The 16,992-nt window shown below is 69.2% G+C and carries 15 protein-coding genes; 10 read left to right on the forward strand and 5 right to left on the reverse strand.

Translation table 11 applies throughout. From position 1 onward, the window contains the following. Nucleotides 1-103 precede the first annotated feature (103 nt). Both ASG74_RS03865 and ASG74_RS03870 read left to right on the forward strand, forming a co-directional pair. Nucleotides 104-721 (forward strand): DUF4126 domain-containing protein, encoded by a 618-nt coding sequence (locus ASG74_RS03865; protein ID WP_056139119.1) that lies wholly within the window; start codon nt 104-106, stop codon nt 719-721. Between the two features lie 48 nt (nt 722-769). Next, entirely contained in the window at nt 770-1,543 is a 774-nt protein-coding gene (locus ASG74_RS03870) for a CPBP family intramembrane glutamic endopeptidase (RefSeq protein WP_056139120.1), read from the forward strand. Nucleotides 1,544-1,865: 322 nt separating this feature from the next. Here the strand turns inward: ASG74_RS03870 and ASG74_RS03875 are convergent, their stop codons facing one another. From ASG74_RS03875 to rsmI, 5 genes are all read right to left on the reverse strand, one after another. Next, the gene (locus ASG74_RS03875) at nt 1,866-2,609 is read right to left on the reverse strand and encodes a succinate dehydrogenase/fumarate reductase iron-sulfur subunit (RefSeq protein WP_056139122.1); all 744 of its coding nucleotides are present in this window, start codon (nt 2,607-2,609) and stop codon (nt 1,866-1,868) included. Further along, nucleotides 2,609-4,651: a fumarate reductase/succinate dehydrogenase flavoprotein subunit gene (locus ASG74_RS03880; RefSeq protein ID WP_056139124.1), complete on the reverse strand. Its 2,043-nt coding sequence runs from the start codon at nt 4,649-4,651 to the stop codon at nt 2,609-2,611. Before ASG74_RS03880 ends, ASG74_RS03875 begins: the two co-directional genes overlap by 1 nt. Nucleotides 4,652-4,665: 14 nt before the next feature. Continuing rightward, entirely contained in the window at nt 4,666-5,373 is a 708-nt protein-coding gene (locus ASG74_RS03885) for a succinate dehydrogenase cytochrome b subunit (RefSeq protein WP_056139605.1), read from the reverse strand. Between the two features lie 135 nt (nt 5,374-5,508). Next, nucleotides 5,509-6,375 (reverse strand): aldo/keto reductase, encoded by an 867-nt coding sequence (locus ASG74_RS03890; RefSeq protein ID WP_056139126.1) that lies wholly within the window; start codon nt 6,373-6,375, stop codon nt 5,509-5,511. A 27-nt stretch (nt 6,376-6,402) separates the two neighbouring features. Beyond that, on the reverse strand, nt 6,403-7,263 hold the full coding sequence (gene rsmI / locus ASG74_RS03895) for a 16S rRNA (cytidine(1402)-2'-O)-methyltransferase (RefSeq protein WP_056139128.1): 861 nt from the start codon (nt 7,261-7,263) through the stop codon (nt 6,403-6,405). Between the two features lie 63 nt (nt 7,264-7,326). On the opposite strand from rsmI, the gene ASG74_RS03900 reads away from it, so the two are divergent. The 8 genes from ASG74_RS03900 to ASG74_RS03935 all read left to right on the forward strand — a co-directional run bounded on the left by ASG74_RS03900 (nt 7,327) and on the right by ASG74_RS03935 (nt 16,986). Then, the gene (locus ASG74_RS03900; protein WP_056139130.1) at nt 7,327-8,880 is read left to right on the forward strand and encodes a dolichyl-phosphate-mannose--protein mannosyltransferase; all 1,554 of its coding nucleotides are present in this window, start codon (nt 7,327-7,329) and stop codon (nt 8,878-8,880) included. Nucleotides 8,881-9,077: 197 nt separating this feature from the next. Continuing rightward, nucleotides 9,078-12,626 carry a TM0106 family RecB-like putative nuclease gene (locus ASG74_RS03905; RefSeq protein WP_056139132.1) on the forward strand — a complete coding sequence of 1,183 codons (3,549 nt, stop codon included), beginning with the start codon at nt 9,078-9,080 and terminating at the stop codon, nt 12,624-12,626. A gap of 279 nt (nt 12,627-12,905) precedes the next feature. After that, nucleotides 12,906-13,454: a hypothetical protein gene (locus tag ASG74_RS03910; RefSeq protein WP_056139134.1), complete on the forward strand. Its 549-nt coding sequence runs from the start codon at nt 12,906-12,908 to the stop codon at nt 13,452-13,454. A 203-nt stretch (nt 13,455-13,657) separates the two neighbouring features. Next, entirely contained in the window at nt 13,658-13,981 is a 324-nt protein-coding gene (locus ASG74_RS03915; RefSeq protein ID WP_156465262.1) for a hypothetical protein, read from the forward strand. 335 nt (nt 13,982-14,316) lie between these two features. Next, complete coding sequence (locus ASG74_RS16820; protein WP_235498797.1) at nt 14,317-15,402, forward strand: sigma-70 family RNA polymerase sigma factor; 1,086 nt, start codon at nt 14,317-14,319, stop codon at nt 15,400-15,402. Between the two features lie 2 nt (nt 15,403-15,404). Further along, nucleotides 15,405-16,301, forward strand: coding sequence for an STAS domain-containing protein (locus ASG74_RS03925; protein ID WP_235498798.1), 897 nt, complete (start codon nt 15,405-15,407; stop codon nt 16,299-16,301). Continuing rightward, complete coding sequence (locus tag ASG74_RS03930; RefSeq protein ID WP_056139140.1) at nt 16,298-16,678, forward strand: STAS domain-containing protein; 381 nt, start codon at nt 16,298-16,300, stop codon at nt 16,676-16,678. Before ASG74_RS03925 ends, ASG74_RS03930 begins: the two co-directional genes overlap by 4 nt. After that, nucleotides 16,675-16,986: a phosphatase RsbU N-terminal domain-containing protein gene (locus ASG74_RS03935; RefSeq protein ID WP_056139142.1), complete on the forward strand. Its 312-nt coding sequence runs from the start codon at nt 16,675-16,677 to the stop codon at nt 16,984-16,986. The genes ASG74_RS03930 and ASG74_RS03935 overlap by 4 nt, the downstream gene beginning before the upstream one ends. Nucleotides 16,987-16,992: the final 6 nt, after the last annotated feature.

Below are 16,992 nucleotides of genomic sequence, written 5' to 3' on the forward strand. Positions count from 1 at the left end.
GCCCAGCGGGTGCGACGCGCAAGCGCGGCTGGGTGGCACCCGTCGAGTAGACATGTCCTCAGATCGGTGCCGGTGGCGCGCCGACGCACCAGGAGGTTGACACGTGATCGCCGCCCTCACCGGCATGGGGCTGTCCGCCGCAGCCGGGCTCAACGCCTACATCCCGTTCATGATCGTGGCCCTCCTCGCCCGGTTCACCGACGTGATCACGCTCCCTTCCGGCTTCCAGTGGATCGAGTCGCCGTGGGCGATCGGCGTCGGAGCCATCCTCCTGCTCACCGAGCTCGTCCTCGACAAGATCCCGGCGATCGACACGGTCAACGACGCGATCCAGACCTTCATCCGCCCGAGCATGGGTGGACTGATCTTCGCGGCGACGACGGCGGCCGAGGACCTCGACAGGTCGACCTGGATGGGCGACAACCCCTGGGTCGGGGTCGTCCTCGGCATCGCCGTCTCGGGGCTCGTGCACTCGGGCAAGATGGCGGCGCGCCCGGCCATCAACGCGGGCAGCCTCGGCCTCGGGGCGCCGGTGGTCTCCACCGCCGAGGACGGTGCCTCCATCGGGTTGTCGCTGGTCGCCCTCTTCATCCCGGTGCTGGTGGTCGTCGCGCTTCTCGCGCTGGCCTGGTTCCTCGTGTGGATGTGGCTCAAGGTCCGCAGCTGGAAGAAGCGGCGACTCGACCGCAATGGCCGCGACACGGCATACCCACGCGCCTGACAGGGGACGTCCAGCGGACGTCCACCTTGGCTGCCTAGGCTGCCACCCATGGAGGCACCCGTCGAGCAGCGCGCGTTGACCCGCCGCGGCCTGCTCGTCGAGTCGTGGCTCGTCCTGGGTGTCTCGCTCGGGGCGTCGGCGATCTGGAGCGTGCTGTCGCTCATCCGCAAGCTCACGGCCGAGGTGTCGCTGAGCAAGCAGACGACGGCGATGAACTCCTCCGTCACGCCGGACCGGCCCTGGCTCGACCTCGTCTACCAGCTCGTCGGCATCGGCCTGGCCCTCGTGCCGGTCGTGCTGGCGCTGCACCTGCTGTCACGTGGCGACCGGCGGGCCCGGTTCACGATCGGGGCCGACTGGACGCAGCCGGCCCGAGACCTCGTGCGCGGACTGGGTCTCGCGGCTCTCGTCGGCATCCCGGGACTCGGCCTGTATGCCGTCGCGCGGGCTCTCGACCTCAACACCACCATCGCTGCGGCGAACCTCACCGACGTGTGGTGGGCGGTCCCGGTGCTCGTGCTGGCGGCGGCGCAGAACGCCGTCCTCGAGGAGGTCGTGATGATCGGCTACCTCTTCACACGGTGGTCGCAGGCCGGCTGGTCGACGACGAGAGTGATGGTGTCCTCGGCGCTGATCCGCGGTTCGTACCACCTCTACCAGGGCTTCGGCGGGTTCGTCGGGAACGCCGTCATGGGGCTGATCTTCGGCTACTTCTACACGAGGACCAAGCGGGTCGGGCCGCTCGTCGTGGCGCACACGGTCCTCGACATCGTCGCCTTCGTCGGCTACGCCCTCCTCAAGAACCACCTCAGCTGGCTCTGACCGGGTGGTCGGGAGCCAGCCCGGCGTCGGTCGGGGGCTGCGTGACGGGTCGCCCCGCCCGGGCACCCCGACCCGTCACGCGACCCCCGACCGCTCGCCCCGGCCGTCCCCGTCGAGACAGGTCGACCGTCGCTCCGCCTGATGCCCTGGTCGGCCAGGACCGTGAGCAGCCGCTGCGGCCTGACGAGGTCGGCCCACACCCGACCAGTCGCGACGTCTGGGCATCCCGACCCGTCACACAGGTGCCGACAGGCCAGAACACGAGCACGCGGCATACCGAAGAACTCTCGGTATGCCGCGTGCGAGCGTTCGCGGGTCGGGCTCAGCGGCCGTGCTTGAGGGCCGTGCGCAGGTCCATGTTGAGCTGGCTGATGACGTCCTGCGGGATGCCCTTGGGGCAGGCCGACGAGCAGGCACCGATGTTGGTGCATCCACCGAAGCCCTCGTGGTCGTGCTGGTTGACCATCGCCACGACGCGGGCGTCGCGCTCGGGCTGGCCCTGGGGCAGCTCGCCGAGGTGGGTGATCTTGGCGCCGAGGAACAGCATGCCGCTGGCGTTGGGGCAGGCCGCGACGCAGGCGCCGCAGCCGATGCACTCGGCGGCCATGAAGGCGCGGTCGGCGTTGGGCTTGGGCACGGGCGTCGCGTGGGCGTCCGGGGCCGCACCGGTGTTGGCCGAGATGAAGCCACCGGCCTGGATCATCCGGTCGAGAGCACCACGGTCGACGACGAGGTCACGCACGACCGGGAACGCCTCGGCACGCCACGGCTCGACGGTGATCGTCTCGCCGTCCTTGAACGAGCGCATGTGCAGCTGACAGGTCGTCGTGCGCTCCGGACCGTGCGCGTGGCCCGAGATCATGAGGCCGCACATGCCGCAGATGCCCTCGCGACAGTCGCTGTCGAACGCGATGGGCTCGTCACCCTTGGCGTTGAGCTGCTCGTTGAGGACGTCGAGCATCTCGAGGAAGGACATGTCCGGGCTGATGTCGGACACCTGGTAGGTGACGAGTCCGCCCTGGTCGTTGGGGCCGGTCTGGCGCCAGATCTTGAGAGTCAGGTCCATTACTTGTAGCTCCGCTGCTTCAGCTCGATGAACTCGTACACGAGGTCTTCCTTGTGCAGGACGGGGGCGCCCATACCGGCACCCACCCCTTCCTGCTCGCCGCCCTCCGGCGGGGTGAACTCCCAGGCGGCGACGTAGGCGAACTCGTCGTCGTGACGCAGCGCCTCACCGTCCTCGGTCTGGCTCTCGGCGCGGAAGTGGCCGCCGCAGGACTCGCGGCGGTGCAGGGCGTCGATGCACATCAGCTCACCGAGCTCGAGGAAGTCGGCGACGCGGCCGGCCTTCTCGAGCGACTGGTTGAGCGTGTCGCCGGCCCCCAGGACGCGCACGTTGCGCCAGAACTCCTCACGCAGTCCCCGGATGAGGTCGATGGCCTTGCGCAGGCCCTCCTCGGAGCGCTCCATGCCGCAGTACTCCCACATGATGTTGCCGAGCTCGCGGTGGAAGGAGTCGACGCTGCGCTCACCGTTGATGGCGAGAAGCCGCTGGGTGCGCTCCTCGACCGCGGTGCGGGCCTCGACCACCGAGGGGCTGTCCTCGGTGAGCTTGTTGGCCGGTGCCTTGGCCAGGTAGTCGCGGATCGTGTTGGGCAGGACGAAGTAGCCGTCGGCCAGGCCCTGCATGAGCGCCGAGGCGCCGAGGCGGTTGGCTCCGTGGTCGGAGTAGTTGGCCTCACCGGCGACGAACAGACCGGGGATCGAGGACTCGAGGTCGTAGTCGACCCACAGGCCACCCATGACGTAGTGGACGGCCGGGTAGATGCGCATCGGTGTCTCGTACGGGTTCTCACCGGTGATGCGGGCATACATGTCGAAGAGGTTGCCGTACTTCTCCTCGACGGCGTGGCGGCCCAGGCGCTCGATGGCGTCGGCGAAGTCGAGGTAGACGCCACGACGGAAGTCGCCGACGACCGGTCCGACACCGCGACCCTCGTCGCAGACGTTCTTGGCCTGGCGCGAGGCGATGTCGCGGGGCACGAGGTTGCCGAACGAGGGGTAGATCCGCTCGAGGTAGTAGTCGCGGTCGTCCTCGCCCAGCTCGCGCGGGTCCTTGTCGCAGTCCTCGCGACGCTTGGGCACCCAGATGCGGCCGTCGTTGCGCAGGGACTCCGACATGAGCGTCAGCTTGGACTGGTGCTCGCCGGAGACCGGGATGCAGGTCGGGTGGATCTGCGTGTAGCAGGGGTTGGCCATGTAGGCACCCTTGCGGTGCGCACGCCACGACGCGGTGACGTTGGAGCCCATCGCGTTGGTGGAGAGGAAGAAGACGTTGCCGTACCCACCCGAGGCGAGCACCACGGCGTCGGCCAGGTGGGTCTCGATCTCACCGGTGACGAGGTCGCGGGCGATGATGCCCCGGGCACGAGGACCGCTGCCGTCGCCGGCGTCGTCGACGATGACCTCGAGCATCTCGTGGCGGGTGAACGCCTCGACCGTGCCGGCGGCGACCTGGCGCTCGAGCGCCTGGTAGGCACCGATGAGGAGCTGCTGGCCCGTCTGGCCCCGCGCATAGAAGGTGCGCGACACCTGCACACCACCGAAGGAGCGGTTGTCGAGCAGGCCGCCGTACTCGCGGGCGAACGGGACGCCCTGCGCGACGCACTGGTCGATGATGTTGGCACTGACCTCGGCGAGGCGGTAGACGTTGGTCTCGCGCGAGCGGTAGTCGCCACCCTTGACCGTGTCGTAGAAGAGGCGCTGGACGGAGTCGCCGTCCTCCTTGTAGTTCTTGGCGGCGTTGATGCCACCCTGCGCGGCGATGGAGTGCGCACGTCGCGGGGAGTCCTGGAAGCAGAAGGACTTCACGTGGTAGCCGGCCTCGCCCAGGGTCGCAGCGGCAGCGCCACCCGCCAGACCGGTGCCGACGATGATGACCGACATCCTGCGCCGGTTGGTCGGGTTGACCAGGGCCGCCTCGAACTTGCGACGGGTCCACTTCTGGTCGATGGGCCCGGCAGGGGCCTTGTGGTCCTCGATCGGGGCGCCCAGGCTGTAGAGGCCCTCGACGAGACCGGTCGAGGAGCCCGTGTTGTTGTCAGTCATGTTCTGCGACACCTTCAGTCGATCAGGCCGAATGCGATGGACAGCGGCGGGATGAGGAAGCCGACGACGATGAGCGCGGCGAGGGCGACCCCGATCGTCATGGCCCGCACGTGCGCCTTGGGCGACGAGGTCCAGCCGAGCGTTTGCTGGGCGCTGTAGACGCCGTGCTTGAGGTGCATGAAGAGGGCGATCATCGCGGCCACGTAGATGAGCACCATCCACCACACCTGGAAGCTCGCGACGACGAGCTCGTAGGGGTTGGAGGTGACGTTGGCGCCCTGCTTGTCCGGGTTGACCGAGATCTTGACGATCGTGAACTGCAGCAGGTGCCACACGAGGAACAGGAGGATGAACACGCCTCCCCATCGCATCCACTTGGCGGTGGCGGCCGACTTCACGGCGGCGTACTTGGTGCGCCGTGCGCTGTCGGCTCGGCTCCACAGCTTGAAGGAGGCGTACGCGTGACCGATGAGGGACAGGATCAGCACGACGCGCACGATCCACAGCAGGCCGCCGTGGGGAAGCATCGGCTCACCGAAGGAGCGCAGGTGCTCCGCGTACTCGTTGAAACCCTCCTCTCCGGTGAGGGCCTTGAGGTTTCCGTACATGTGCAGGAGCAGATATCCGACGAAGACCAGGCCGGTCACTGCCATGAGCAGCTTGAGCGCGATCGTCGTGCTCCGCGCCGTGGTCCCGCGCGGGGAGAGCGTCGTCGAGGGCATGACCGAAAGGTACCGCGCGCCGAGGGCCGGCACACGCTGAGGCAGACCTAACTCACGTGTGAGATAGGCACGTTACCGATGCGTATGCCGGCCCACGCAGAGCGTGGGACCCGCGCCCGCCTTCCGCTGTCGCGGTCAGCCGTCGAGCCGGGCGACCTCGTCGTCGGTGAGCTCGAGGTCCGCGGCGGCGGCGGAGTCGGTGACCGACTCGGGCCGCTTGGCCCCGGGGATCGGGATGACGACGGGCGACTGGGCGAGCTCCCACGCAAGGGCGACCTGCTGGGCGCTGACACCGTGCGCCTGCGCCACCTCGGCGAAGACGGGGAACGTCTCGGCGAGGCCCTTGGCCCCGTTGAGCCCGCCCAGCGGGCTCCACGGCAGGAAGGCGAGGCCGAGCTCGTCGCAGACGTCGATCTCGGGGCGGCTGCTGCGGAACGCAGGGCTGAACTGGTTCTGGACGCTGGCGAGGGCGTCGCCGAGCACGTCGTGGGCGGCCCGGATCTGGTCGGGGTCGGCGTTGGAGAGGCCGACCCTGGCCACCTTGCCGCTGTCGGCGATCTCCTTGAGGGTGCCGATGACCTCGTCGTAGGGGACGTCGGGGTCGGGCCGGTGGTGCTGCCACAGGGCGATCTGCTCGACGCCGAGCCGGCCCAGGCTGGCGTCGACCGCCTCGCGCAGGTGCTCGGGCGAGCTGTCGGTCTCCCACTCCCCGCCGTCGGTGCGGACGTGGCCGCCCTTGGTGGCGAGCAGGACCCGGCCGCGCACCCCCAGCTCATCGAGGATCGAGGCGATGAGGCGCTCGTTCTCGCCCTGCGCGGCGGCCCCCTTCTCGTCGCCGGGGCCGTACGCGTCCGCAGTGTCGAACAGGGTGACACCCGCGTCGAGCGCGGCCCGCACGGTGTCGAGCAGCTGCTGCCGGGGCTGGGTCCCGCTCTGGTCAAAGGTCATCAGTCCCAGGCCGATGGAGCCGACCTGCGTTCCTCCAAGGTTGCGTGTCTTCATGCCACCAACCTAACGACCAACGCGGTGTCAGGACCTCTGGGCCGCGAGGGCTGCGTCGTAGAGCGCCTTCTTGGACAGGCCCGTCGCGGAGGAGACGTCGGCGCACACGTCCTTGAGGCGCTCCCCCGCCGCGACCCGGTCCAGGACCGAGGTGAGGTTGCTCTCGACGTCCCCGGACACAGCCGCCGCTCCGGCGACGACGACGGTGATCTCACCGCGGACCCCGTCGCTGGCCCACGCCACGAGCTCGGTCAGCGAGCCACGCCGCACCTCCTCATAGGTCTTGGTCAGCTCCCGGCACACCGCAGCCCGGCGCGTCCCGCCGAAGACCTCCTCCATCGCCGCCAGCGACTTGTCGATGCGGTGCGGCGCCTCGAAGAACACCATCGTCCGCTTCTCGTCGGCCAGCGCACGCAGCGCCCGAGAGCGCTCCCCGCCCTTGCGCGGGAGGAAGCCCTCGAAGCAGAACCGGTCCACCGGGAGCCCGGACACCGCGAGCGCCATGAGCACCGCGGACGGCCCCGGCACGCAGGTCACGCGCACGTCGATCCCCACCGCGGCGGAGACGAGGCGGTACCCCGGGTCCGAGACCGACGGCATACCGGCATCGGTGACGACGAGCACCCGGTCGCCCGCGCGAAGTCTCTCCACGAGGTCGGCGGTCCGCGACGCCTCGTTGTGCTCGTGGTAGCTGATGACCTGACCGGACGGGTTGACGTCGAGCGCCTGGCAGAGGCGCCGCAGCCGCCGGGTGTCCTCCGCCGCGATGACGTCGGCCGTGGCAAGCTCGTCCGCCAGCCGGGGAGCGGCGTCCCGCGGGTCGCCGATGGGGGTGGCAGCGAGCACGAGAACCCCGTCACCCGGCGTCCGCGAGGACTCAGCAGTCATGGCGCGATCCTGCCACGCCGCGCATGCGGCCCGCCCACAGTGAGGCCTGCCTACGATGTGCCGGTGACCCGGACCGACGAGCTGCGCGAGCGCCTGCTCGGGACTCCTCCCACCGACCGGATCTGGGGCTGGGTCGGACCGCTGTTCATCGCCGCGGTCGGCGGGTTCCTGCGGTTCTGGCACCTCGACCGGCCGCACTCGCTGGTCTTCGACGAGACCTACTACGTCAAGCAGGGCTGGTCGCTCATCCAGCACGGCGTCGAGCTGCGCGTCGAGGGCAAGAACGAGGACGCCGACAAGCTGTGGAACGCCGGCAACGTCAACGTCTTCAGCGACCAGGGCGACATGGTCGTGCACCCGTCCGTCGGCAAGTGGCTCATCGGCGCCGGTGAGTGGCTCTTCGGCCCGCAGAGCTCGTTCGGGTGGCGCTTCGCCGTCGCCGTCCTCGGCACGCTCTCGATCCTCATCGTGGGCCGGGTCGCCCGGCGCCTGTTCGGCTCGACACTCCTGGGGTGCGTCGCCGCGCTGCTCCTCGCCGTCGAGGGCACGCACGTCGCCATGTCACGCACCGGAATCCTCGACATGGTCGTGTCCTTCTTCGCACTGGCCGGGTTCGCCGCGCTCGTCGTGGACCGCGACCGGGCCCGCGAGCGCCTGGCGACAGTCGTCGGGAGCCAGCCCCCCGGCATACCCCTGAAGAACGGTCCGTGGCTGGGAGCGCGGCCCTGGCGCTGGCTCGCGGGGCTCTGCCTGGGGTTGTGCGTCTCGACGAAGTGGTCCGGCATCTTCTTCATCGCGGTCTTCGGGCTGATGACGGTCCTGTGGGACCTCGGCGCCCGGCGCGCGGTCGGGGTGCGGCCGTGGGTGCGCGAGGGCCTGTTCAAGGACGGACCGTATGCCGCGCTGCAGCTCGTCGTGACCGGTGCGGTCGTCTACGTCCTCTCGTGGAGCGGGTGGTTCCTGTCCTCGAACGGCTACCACCGGCAGTGGAACACCTTCCACCCCGGCGAGGGCATCCAGTGGCTGCCCGCGGTGCTGCGCAACTGGGTGAAGTACCACCAGGACATGTGGCACTTCAACACCACGCTGACGACGCCGCACTCGTACTCCAGCAACCCGTGGGGCTGGATGGTCCAGGCGCGGCCGACGTCGTTCTTCTACGAGGGGAGCAAGCGGGGCGAGGGCTCGTGCCACGTCGACTCCTGCTCGCAGGCGGTCCACACGATCGGCACGGTGTCGGTCTGGTGGGTCGGCGTCGTCGCGCTGCTCGTGTGCGCCTTCTTCTGGGCGGTGCGCCGTGACTGGCGCGCGGGCGCGGCGCTCTCGGGCGTGCTGGCCGGCTATGCGCCGTGGTTCATGTACCAGGAGCGCACGATCTACGCCTTCTACTCCGTGGCGTTCGAGCCGTGGGTGGTGCTGTCGCTGACGTTCTGCGCGGGGCTGGTGCTGGGTGGCCGGAGCGCGACGCGGGAGCGGCGTCGTCGGGGGGCGCTCGTCGTGGGCGGCTACCTGCTCGTGACGATCGCGCTGTTCGCGTGGTTCTACCCGATCTACACCGCGCAGGTCATTCCCTACGACCACTGGCTGCGGCTCATGTGGTTCCCGAGCTGGATCTGACTCCTGCCCTGCGCCCCACGCTCGCCCCTGCCGAGCCCGCCGCCGCACCCCCATCGGCCCCAACTTTTGCTCCCCATGCGGGAACCTTTGCGACCGGAGGCTTCCTTTCCCTCCCACCCCCGAAGGTTCCCTCCGGTCGCCTCGCGTCGCCGTCGGGTCGCCGCCGGACTGTCGGTGGCCCGGCATACGGTGACGTCGTGTTCTTCTTCCCGGGCGAGGACCGCCCCGTCATCAGCCCCCACGACCTGCGCACCGCGTCGGAGTGCGAGTTCGCGCTGATCCGGGACCTCGACGCACGGTTGGGGCGCGTCGAGCGCACCGACGCGGAGCAGAGCTCGCCGATGATGGACCGCATCATCGACCTCGGCAACGCCCACGAGAACGCCGAGCGCCTCCGGCTGGGCAAGCTCCACCCCGGCCGAGTGCGTGACCTGGGACGCGGCGAGCACTCTCGCGCGGGTTACGAGGCCGCGATGCAACAGACCCTCGAGGCGCTCGACTCCGACACCAGGGTGCTGTGCCAGGCGACGTTCTTCGACGGCGATGTCCTCGGCTACGCCGACTTCCTCGAGCGCACCGACGAGGGTTGGCTCGTGAGCGACACCAAGCTGGCGCGCTCGGCGAACGTCCCGGCGCTCCTGCAGATCGCTGCGTATGCCGCCCAGCTCCAGGACCTGGGTGTCTCCACCGCGCCGTGGGCGCGGCTCGTCCTCGGCAACGAGGACCGCCGTGACTACCCGCTGTCCGACATCGTGCCCGTCTACCGGTCGCGACTGGCTCGGCTCCAGCGGATCATCGCCGATCAGGTGGGGGCCGATGCGCTGGGTCAGTGGGGCGACCCTCGATGGATGGCGTGCGGTCGCTGCGAGGTGTGTGAGCCCGAGGTGCTCGCCAGCCGCGACCTCCTGCTCGTTGCCGGGGTGCGTCCGAGCACCCGCAAACGTCTGGCCGCGGCGGGGATCACGACCATCGACGCGCTGGCCACGACGACGGGCCAGGTCGAAGGTGTCCAGGAGTCGCGGCTGGAGCGACTGCGAGCACAGGCCCGTCTCCAGCTGGTGCAGATCGACGACGAGCACGCGCCCATGCAGCACGAGGTCTTCGACGAGTCACCCATCCGACGGTTGCCCGTGCCCAGCGACGGCGACCTCTTCTTCGACTTCGAGGGCGACCCCCTCTGGGCTGAGCGGGGTTCGAAGGACTGGGGCCTCGAGTACCTCTTCGGTGTCGTCGAGGTGGACTCGGGCACCGACGAGTTCCGCGCGTTCTGGGCGCACGACCGTGCCCAGGAGAAGCAGGCACTCATCGAGTTCGTGCGCTATGTCCAAGAGCGCCGCCGACAGTGGCCCGGACTGCACATCTACCACTACGCACCCTATGAGACGGCCGCGCTCAAACGTCTCGCCTCGCGGCATGCCGTGTGCGAGGACGACATCGACCAGTTCCTGCGGGACCAGGTCTTCGTGGACCTCTACGCAACGGTGCGCGGGGCGATCCGGGTCTCCCAGCGTTCCTACTCCATCAAGAAGCTCGAGCCCCTCTACATGCAGGCCCGCACGGCCGACCTGCAGAAGGGTGACGACTCGATCGTCGAGTACCACCGGTTCATGATGGCCCGCCTCGAAGAGCGCTACGACGCGGCGAAGGACATCCTCGAGGGCATCGCCGAGTACAACCGTGACGACTGCATCTCCACCCGTCTCCTGCGCGACTGGTTGGTGAGCCTGGTTCCCGGCGGTGGGTCCGGGGAGGCCTTCGAACCCCTCCCGGGCCGGCCGGTGAGCGAGGAGCGCGCCGCTGCCCTCCAACTCGAGGCAGATCTCCGGGCACTGGTCGACAAGGTCGCACTTGAGGAGCGCACGCCCCAGGACCACGCCGTGGCGCTCGTCGCCGCCTCGGTGCTCTTCCATGCGCGAGAGGACAAGCCCTTCTGGTGGGATCACTACGAGCGGATCAAGCACCCCGTCCAGAACTGGACGGCCTCCTCGGGCGTCGCCATCGTCGAGGGTGATCCGGAGCTCCTCGAGCCCTGGCACAAGCCCACGCCTCGCAGCGGCATGAAGCGCCTCTACGCAGTGCGCGTCGACCCTGCCGGCGGCACCCTGCTCGATGCCGGTGCCAAGGTGGCCGCGCTCTACCCCGCGCCACCCACCTTCCCGGAACCCTCGGACCACTCGCCCGCCAACGCCCACGCCAAGAGTCCGGGCGGCGTCGAGATTCTTGAGGCTGAGGAGGAGATCGCTGACAGCGGACGCACGTTCCAGCGGCTGACGATCCTCGAGAACGCGCCGGCCAAAACGGAGGTCGACGACTTCCCTGTGGCCTTCGTCCCGGCGAGCACCGTCGGCACCAAGAGCATCGACAGCGCCCTGCATGACCTGGCGCGCGAGGTGCTTGAAGCCCACCCGAACCTGCCACAGTGCGCCGGCATGGACGTCCTGCTGCGCAGCGCGCCACGGCTGCGCTCCGGCGAGGCACTGCCCACCGTCGGTTCGGGCGACGCGCGATTCATCGACGCCATCAGCTCCGCCCTCACCGACATGGACGACTCCTACCTCGCCGTACAAGGCCCTCCGGGCACGGGCAAGACCTATGTCGGCGCTCGCGTGATCGCCCGACTCGTGGGCATGGGTTGGAAGGTCGGGATCTGCTCGCAGGGTCACGCCGCCGTCGAGAACATGCTCGACGCGGTCGTGCGCGCCGGCGTCGACGGCACACGGGTGGCCAAGGCCGCGAAGTACACGGAGTCGCCCCTGTGGACCGCCCTGGCCAAGTCCGACGACCTGGGGGCTTTCATCGCCGAGCGCTCAGCTGCGGGCGTCGGCCTGGTCATCGGAGGCACGGCGTGGGACCTGACCAACACCGGCCGCATCGCGCGAGGCTCACTCGACCTCGTCGTGATCGACGAGGCGGGTCAGTTCTCCCTCGGCAAGACGCTTGCGGTCTCGATGGCCGGTCAGCGACTGCTGTTGCTCGGCGACCCTGCCCAGCTGCCCCAGGTGTCGCAGGGCACCCACGCGGAGCCCATCGACCACTCAGCCCTCGGCTGGCTCGCTGACGATGCCGACCTCCTGCCGCCAGAGCTCGGCTACTTCCTCGAGACGACCTGGCGCATGCATCCTCAGCTGACGCAGGCGGTGTCACAGCTGTCGTATGCCGGTCGGCTCTCCTCCGAGGAGCACGTCACCGCAGCTCGCACGCTCGACGGGATCGAGCCCGGCGTTCACCAGGTGCTCGTGGACCATCGGGACAACAAGAACTTCTCCCCTGAGGAGGCCGACGCGGTTGTCGCTCTCGTGACCGACCTCGTGGGCCGCACGTGGACCGCTGGTGCCGAGCCCGGGCCAACCACGGGCCGACCGCTCACCTCCCAGGACTTCTGCGTCATCACCCCGTACAACAGCCAGGTCGGCACGCTGAAGGTGCGACTGCGCGAGGCCGGGTACGGAGACGTCGCAGTCGGCACAGTCGACAAGTTCCAGGGTCAGGAGGCGCCCGTCGCCATTCTCTCCATGGCCGCGTCGGCCCATGGCGACGTGTCCCGAGGGATGGGTTTCCTGCTCAACCGCAACCGGGTCAACGTCGCGATCTCGCGAGCCCAGCACGCGGCATACATCGTCCGGTCGAGCGTTCTCACGGACTTCGCATCCCGCACCCCGGACGAGCTCATCGCTCTCGGTGCGTTTCTCGGTCTGTGCGAGCGGGCCGCGAGCACGCAGTTCCACCCCGACCCTGCGCGATCCTGACGTCACCAAGCCCGCAGGAGCCCGTCGTACGGGCGTTTGCGCGCTCTGACGCCTTGAACCCCGACGCATGACGCGGGCCGAACGTGCCTGTGCGAGCTCAACTCCGGTCATGACGCCTGCCCAAGGCGGCACCCGGACGTCTTTCGCCGTCGGTCCCGCGTCATGCAGCGGCGGGACCGGAGTCTTCATCGGTGTAGCGAGAAGCAGCGGGACCCCTCTGCAACCGCCACGACGGAACCAACGCAACGGTGGCCCCTCGGGCCCCACGAAGGAGAAGTCATGATGAAGTCCAAGCTCGCCGGAACCGGAACGGCCGTCCTGTTGGCGGGTGCCCTGGGATTCCTGCCCGGTGCTGCGGCAGCCAACGCCGCCCCCGCCTCATCACACGCCGTGTCGGCCGCAGCGGCCAAGAAGGCAGCACCGACAACACTGCCGGTGACCGGCACCCTCGCCGACGGCACCGCCTTCAGTGGGGCCGTGAGCAACCTCACGACCTCCGTGGTCAACGGAGCCCTCCAGCTGACCGGAACGATTACCGGGACGGGCCTACCGACCGGCGGCAGCACCTTCACGGCTCCGCTCCAAAGCGTCACCACGCCTGACGGGTGCAAGATCCTCACCCTGGACATTGGTGCGATCCACCTCGACCTGCTGGGTCTTGTCATCGACCTGGCCCCGGTCAACCTGGACGTCACGGCGGTTCCCGGTGCGGGCAACCTCCTCGGCAACCTGCTGTGCGCCGTCGCCGGACTCCTCGACAACACGGGCAACCCGCTCGGCGGCATCTCCGCACTGCTCAACCGGCTCCTCACCGGGCTCGGACTCTGACCCGCCCGGCACCCATGACGCCCTCCCTCCCGGGTGTCATGGGTGCCCCGCGGTCAGGCTGGACACCCTCACCACGGCCCAAGGAGGCACCCGTGACGGTCATTGCCTTTCGACCCCGGCCCCGCCCCGAATCGGCCCCAGCGCCCGAGGAGCAGACCGCCATCACTGGCACCTTCCGTTCGCCACGCGGTTTCGTCGGCACCATGACCGGTCAGCTCCGCTTGCACAAGATGGTCATCGCTCCTCGTGGCGCCTTCGTACGGGGCGTCTTCACGGGAGAGCTGCGCGAGCCCGATGGGACGCTCGTCGGTGCGGACAGCCGACGCTGCGTCGTCCCGGCTGACCTCACGCGCTGCGACGGTGTCCTGCGCGCGGTGGTCCGCCCGATGCAGCTGGACCTGATGGGCATCATGGTCGACGTCGGCGCGTTCATCGTGAGTGCCGACATGGCATTCCCGCCACCGGCACGTCCACGCCGCATTCGGCGTCAGGCCACAGCCGCGGGCGTCCCCGGGCAGCTTTCGTGAAGGCCACCGCCTTCGCCGCACCGGTGCTGGTCCTGGCCCTGATCCATCTGCTGCACCGGATCGAGGTATGGGCCCGGAGCGACACCAGACCTGCTTCGCAGCGCCCGCCCACCCGTCCTCTCCTGAAGGGTCAGCCCATGCCTGTCGCGTCATCGCGCTCCCCCCAAGCCGAGGCCCTCCCACTGCCGCACGACCCGCCGCCACCCCCCGGTTGGGTCGACCCACTCGCGGGAACCGGCGTAGAGGAAACCGTCACCACCACGCCCGCGGACGAGGAGAAAGTCTCAGGCCGGAAGGCCCGGTGAGCAGCGGCGGCGCGGCGTAGGGTCGCCCACGTGACCCCGTCCGCTGCCAGTGACGAGCCGCAGCTGGAGGCACAAGAGTCGGCAGATATCGCCGGTCTCGTGCCCTTGCTGCAGCGCATCGTGACGGCCCGCGTCGGACAGCACCCCGCGGCGGAGGACATCATCCAGGAGACTCTGGCCAGGGTTCTCGCCGCCGAGGACCGCATCGAGCCCGGGATGCTCGAGCCCTACGCGATCACCACCGTGCGCAACGTCATCGCGTCCATGTGGCGCAAGGACGACGTCGCCGCCCGCAACCAGCACCGCATGCACGACCCCAGCGAGTCCGTCGAGGCCGCCGAGCTGCTCGTCGCCTCCGAGGAGCAGCTGGCGATGACCGAGGCCCTGGCCCGGCTGACCGACCGCGAGCGCCAGGTCCTCCTCGCCCACGAGGTGTCCGGGCTCGCCACTCAGGTGTTGGCCGACGAGGTCGGAAGCACGGCGGGCGCCGTGGCCGCCCAGCTCAAGCGAACGCGTGCCCGTCTGCGCGTCGAGTACGTCCTCGCGCTCGAGGGCACGGAGCCGCCGACGGACCGGTGTCGAGCCGTGCTGCTTGCGTTGTCCAGTGCCGACCGCCGCCGTCAGCGTGAGCTGGACAGCGCTCGCCACCTCCTCGAGTGCGACGTCTGCGCCCGGCTGAGCGAACCACTGCTCGATCGTGCACCAGAGCGCCCTGATGAGGTCCGTGTCCCGATCGGGGCGGACCCCGACATCGTCAGCGCCCGCCAGGCCGCACGCGAGCTCGCCGTGCGGGCCGGCTTCGTGGGTGCCGACCTGACGATGCTCGCCACGGCCGTGTCCGAGGTGGCTCGCAATATCGTTCGGTTTGCCGAGAGCGGCGAGGTCAGCATCGAGCTCCTCGCACGTCCACGGGCCGGCATACGGGTCATCGCCCGCGACACTGGGCCAGGCATCTCTGACATCGACCGGGCGCTGCAGGACGGCTTCAGCACCTACGACGGCCTCGGTCTGGGGCTCCCCGGGGCCCGACGTCTCATGGACGAGTTCGAGGTCGCGTCCGCTCCCGGCAAGGGCACCACCGTGAGCATGACCAAATGGTTCGAGAAGAAGGGTTGACCGTGGACACTCATAGCTTTGGCGAGGTTCCTCCCGAGGACCAGGAGGCATCCTCTGACGACCAGCTGCTTCCTCAGCTCGTGGCGCACTTGCGCGAGCACCGCGGAACCCTGCGGGACGACTGGGCGTCGAGGATCCACGACTCGCACCTGCTCGAGGCCATGACCCCGCAGGAGATGGTGACCGAGACCACGTCGGTCTACGACAACTATGTCGGGGTCCTCGAGACCGGCAGCGTGGAGGCGCTCCAGCACTATGCGCGCGACCTGTCCGAGCGCATCATCCCGCGCGGGGTGGAGACCCATGAGGTCGTGGGCATCGTGCTGCTGCTGCGCGACGTGCTCGCCCGGTCGCTCTTCGAGAAGTACCAGAGCGACTTCGGGCTGCTCAACCGCGTGCTCAACGCCTACGAGCCGGCGGCCAACCGCATCGCCAACACGGTCGCCGTGAGCTTCGTCGACGAGCGCGAACGCGTCATCCGTCAGCAGCAGGATGCCATCCGGGAGCTGTCGACACCTGTGCTTCCCGTGCGCGAGCGACTGCTCATCCTGCCGATCATTGGCGTTCTCGACGGTGAGCGCGCCAAGCAGCTGACCGAGCAGCTCCTGCGAGGCATCAGAACCCACCGGGCCAAGGTCGTCGTCATCGACATCACCGGTGCGCCCGACGTCGACGAGACGGTGGCCAACCACTTGGTGCAGACCGTCGACGCCTCGCGTCTCATGGGCGCCAGCGTCATCATCACCGGCCTCTCGCCCACCATCGCACAGACCCTCGTCACCATCGGCGTCGACCTCAGCAAGATGAACACCATCGGAGACCTCCAAGGTGGCTTGGAGGAGGCCGAGCGGCTCCTGGGCTACACGGTCACACGCAAGGAGGTGATGGACGGATCGTGACGTCCGGACCTGCTCTCGTCTCCATCCTGCGACAGGGTGACGTCCTTGTCGCGTCGGTCCACACTGCCCTGGACGACTCCCAGATGCTCCGGTTCCAGCACGATCTCGTGCGTCAGATCGGTGAGCACCGGGCCCGTGGCGTCATCATCGATGTCGCTGCGCTGGACGTCATCGACAGCTTCGCCTCGCGCACCCTCCAGTCGATCGCCGACATCTCCCGGCTCCGCGGAGCCGCGACCGTGATCGTCGGCATCCAGCCCGACGTGGCCTTCGCCATGGTGCGGCTCGGCATGGGCATCGGAGAGCTGCCCACGGCGCTGGACCTCGAGGAGGGCATGGTCCATCTCGCTCGGGTCCGCGACCGGGCACGGCGATGACGCTCGACGTCGAGGACCTGACCCGCGACTACCGAGCCGCCTTCCTCGCGTATCTGCCCCAGCGCAGCGAGTCGGCGCTCACCCTGGGCTACCGGATCGGCCGCCGAGCCGTGGACGAAGGGGTGAGCCTGCTCGACCTGGTCAGCGTCCACCACGTCGTGCTCGCCGAAGTCCTCGACGACCTGCCGCACGGGACGCCCTCGGCGGTCATCGAGTCCGCGGCTGCCTTCCTGCTGGAAGTGCTGTCCACGTTCGACATGGCCCACCGAAGCCTCCGCCGCTCCCACGGTGACGGCGACGAGAACTGACACGGG

It is taken from the genome of Knoellia sp. Soil729 (assembly GCF_001427985.1).
GTDB lineage: Bacteria > Actinomycetota > Actinomycetes > Actinomycetales > Dermatophilaceae > Knoellia.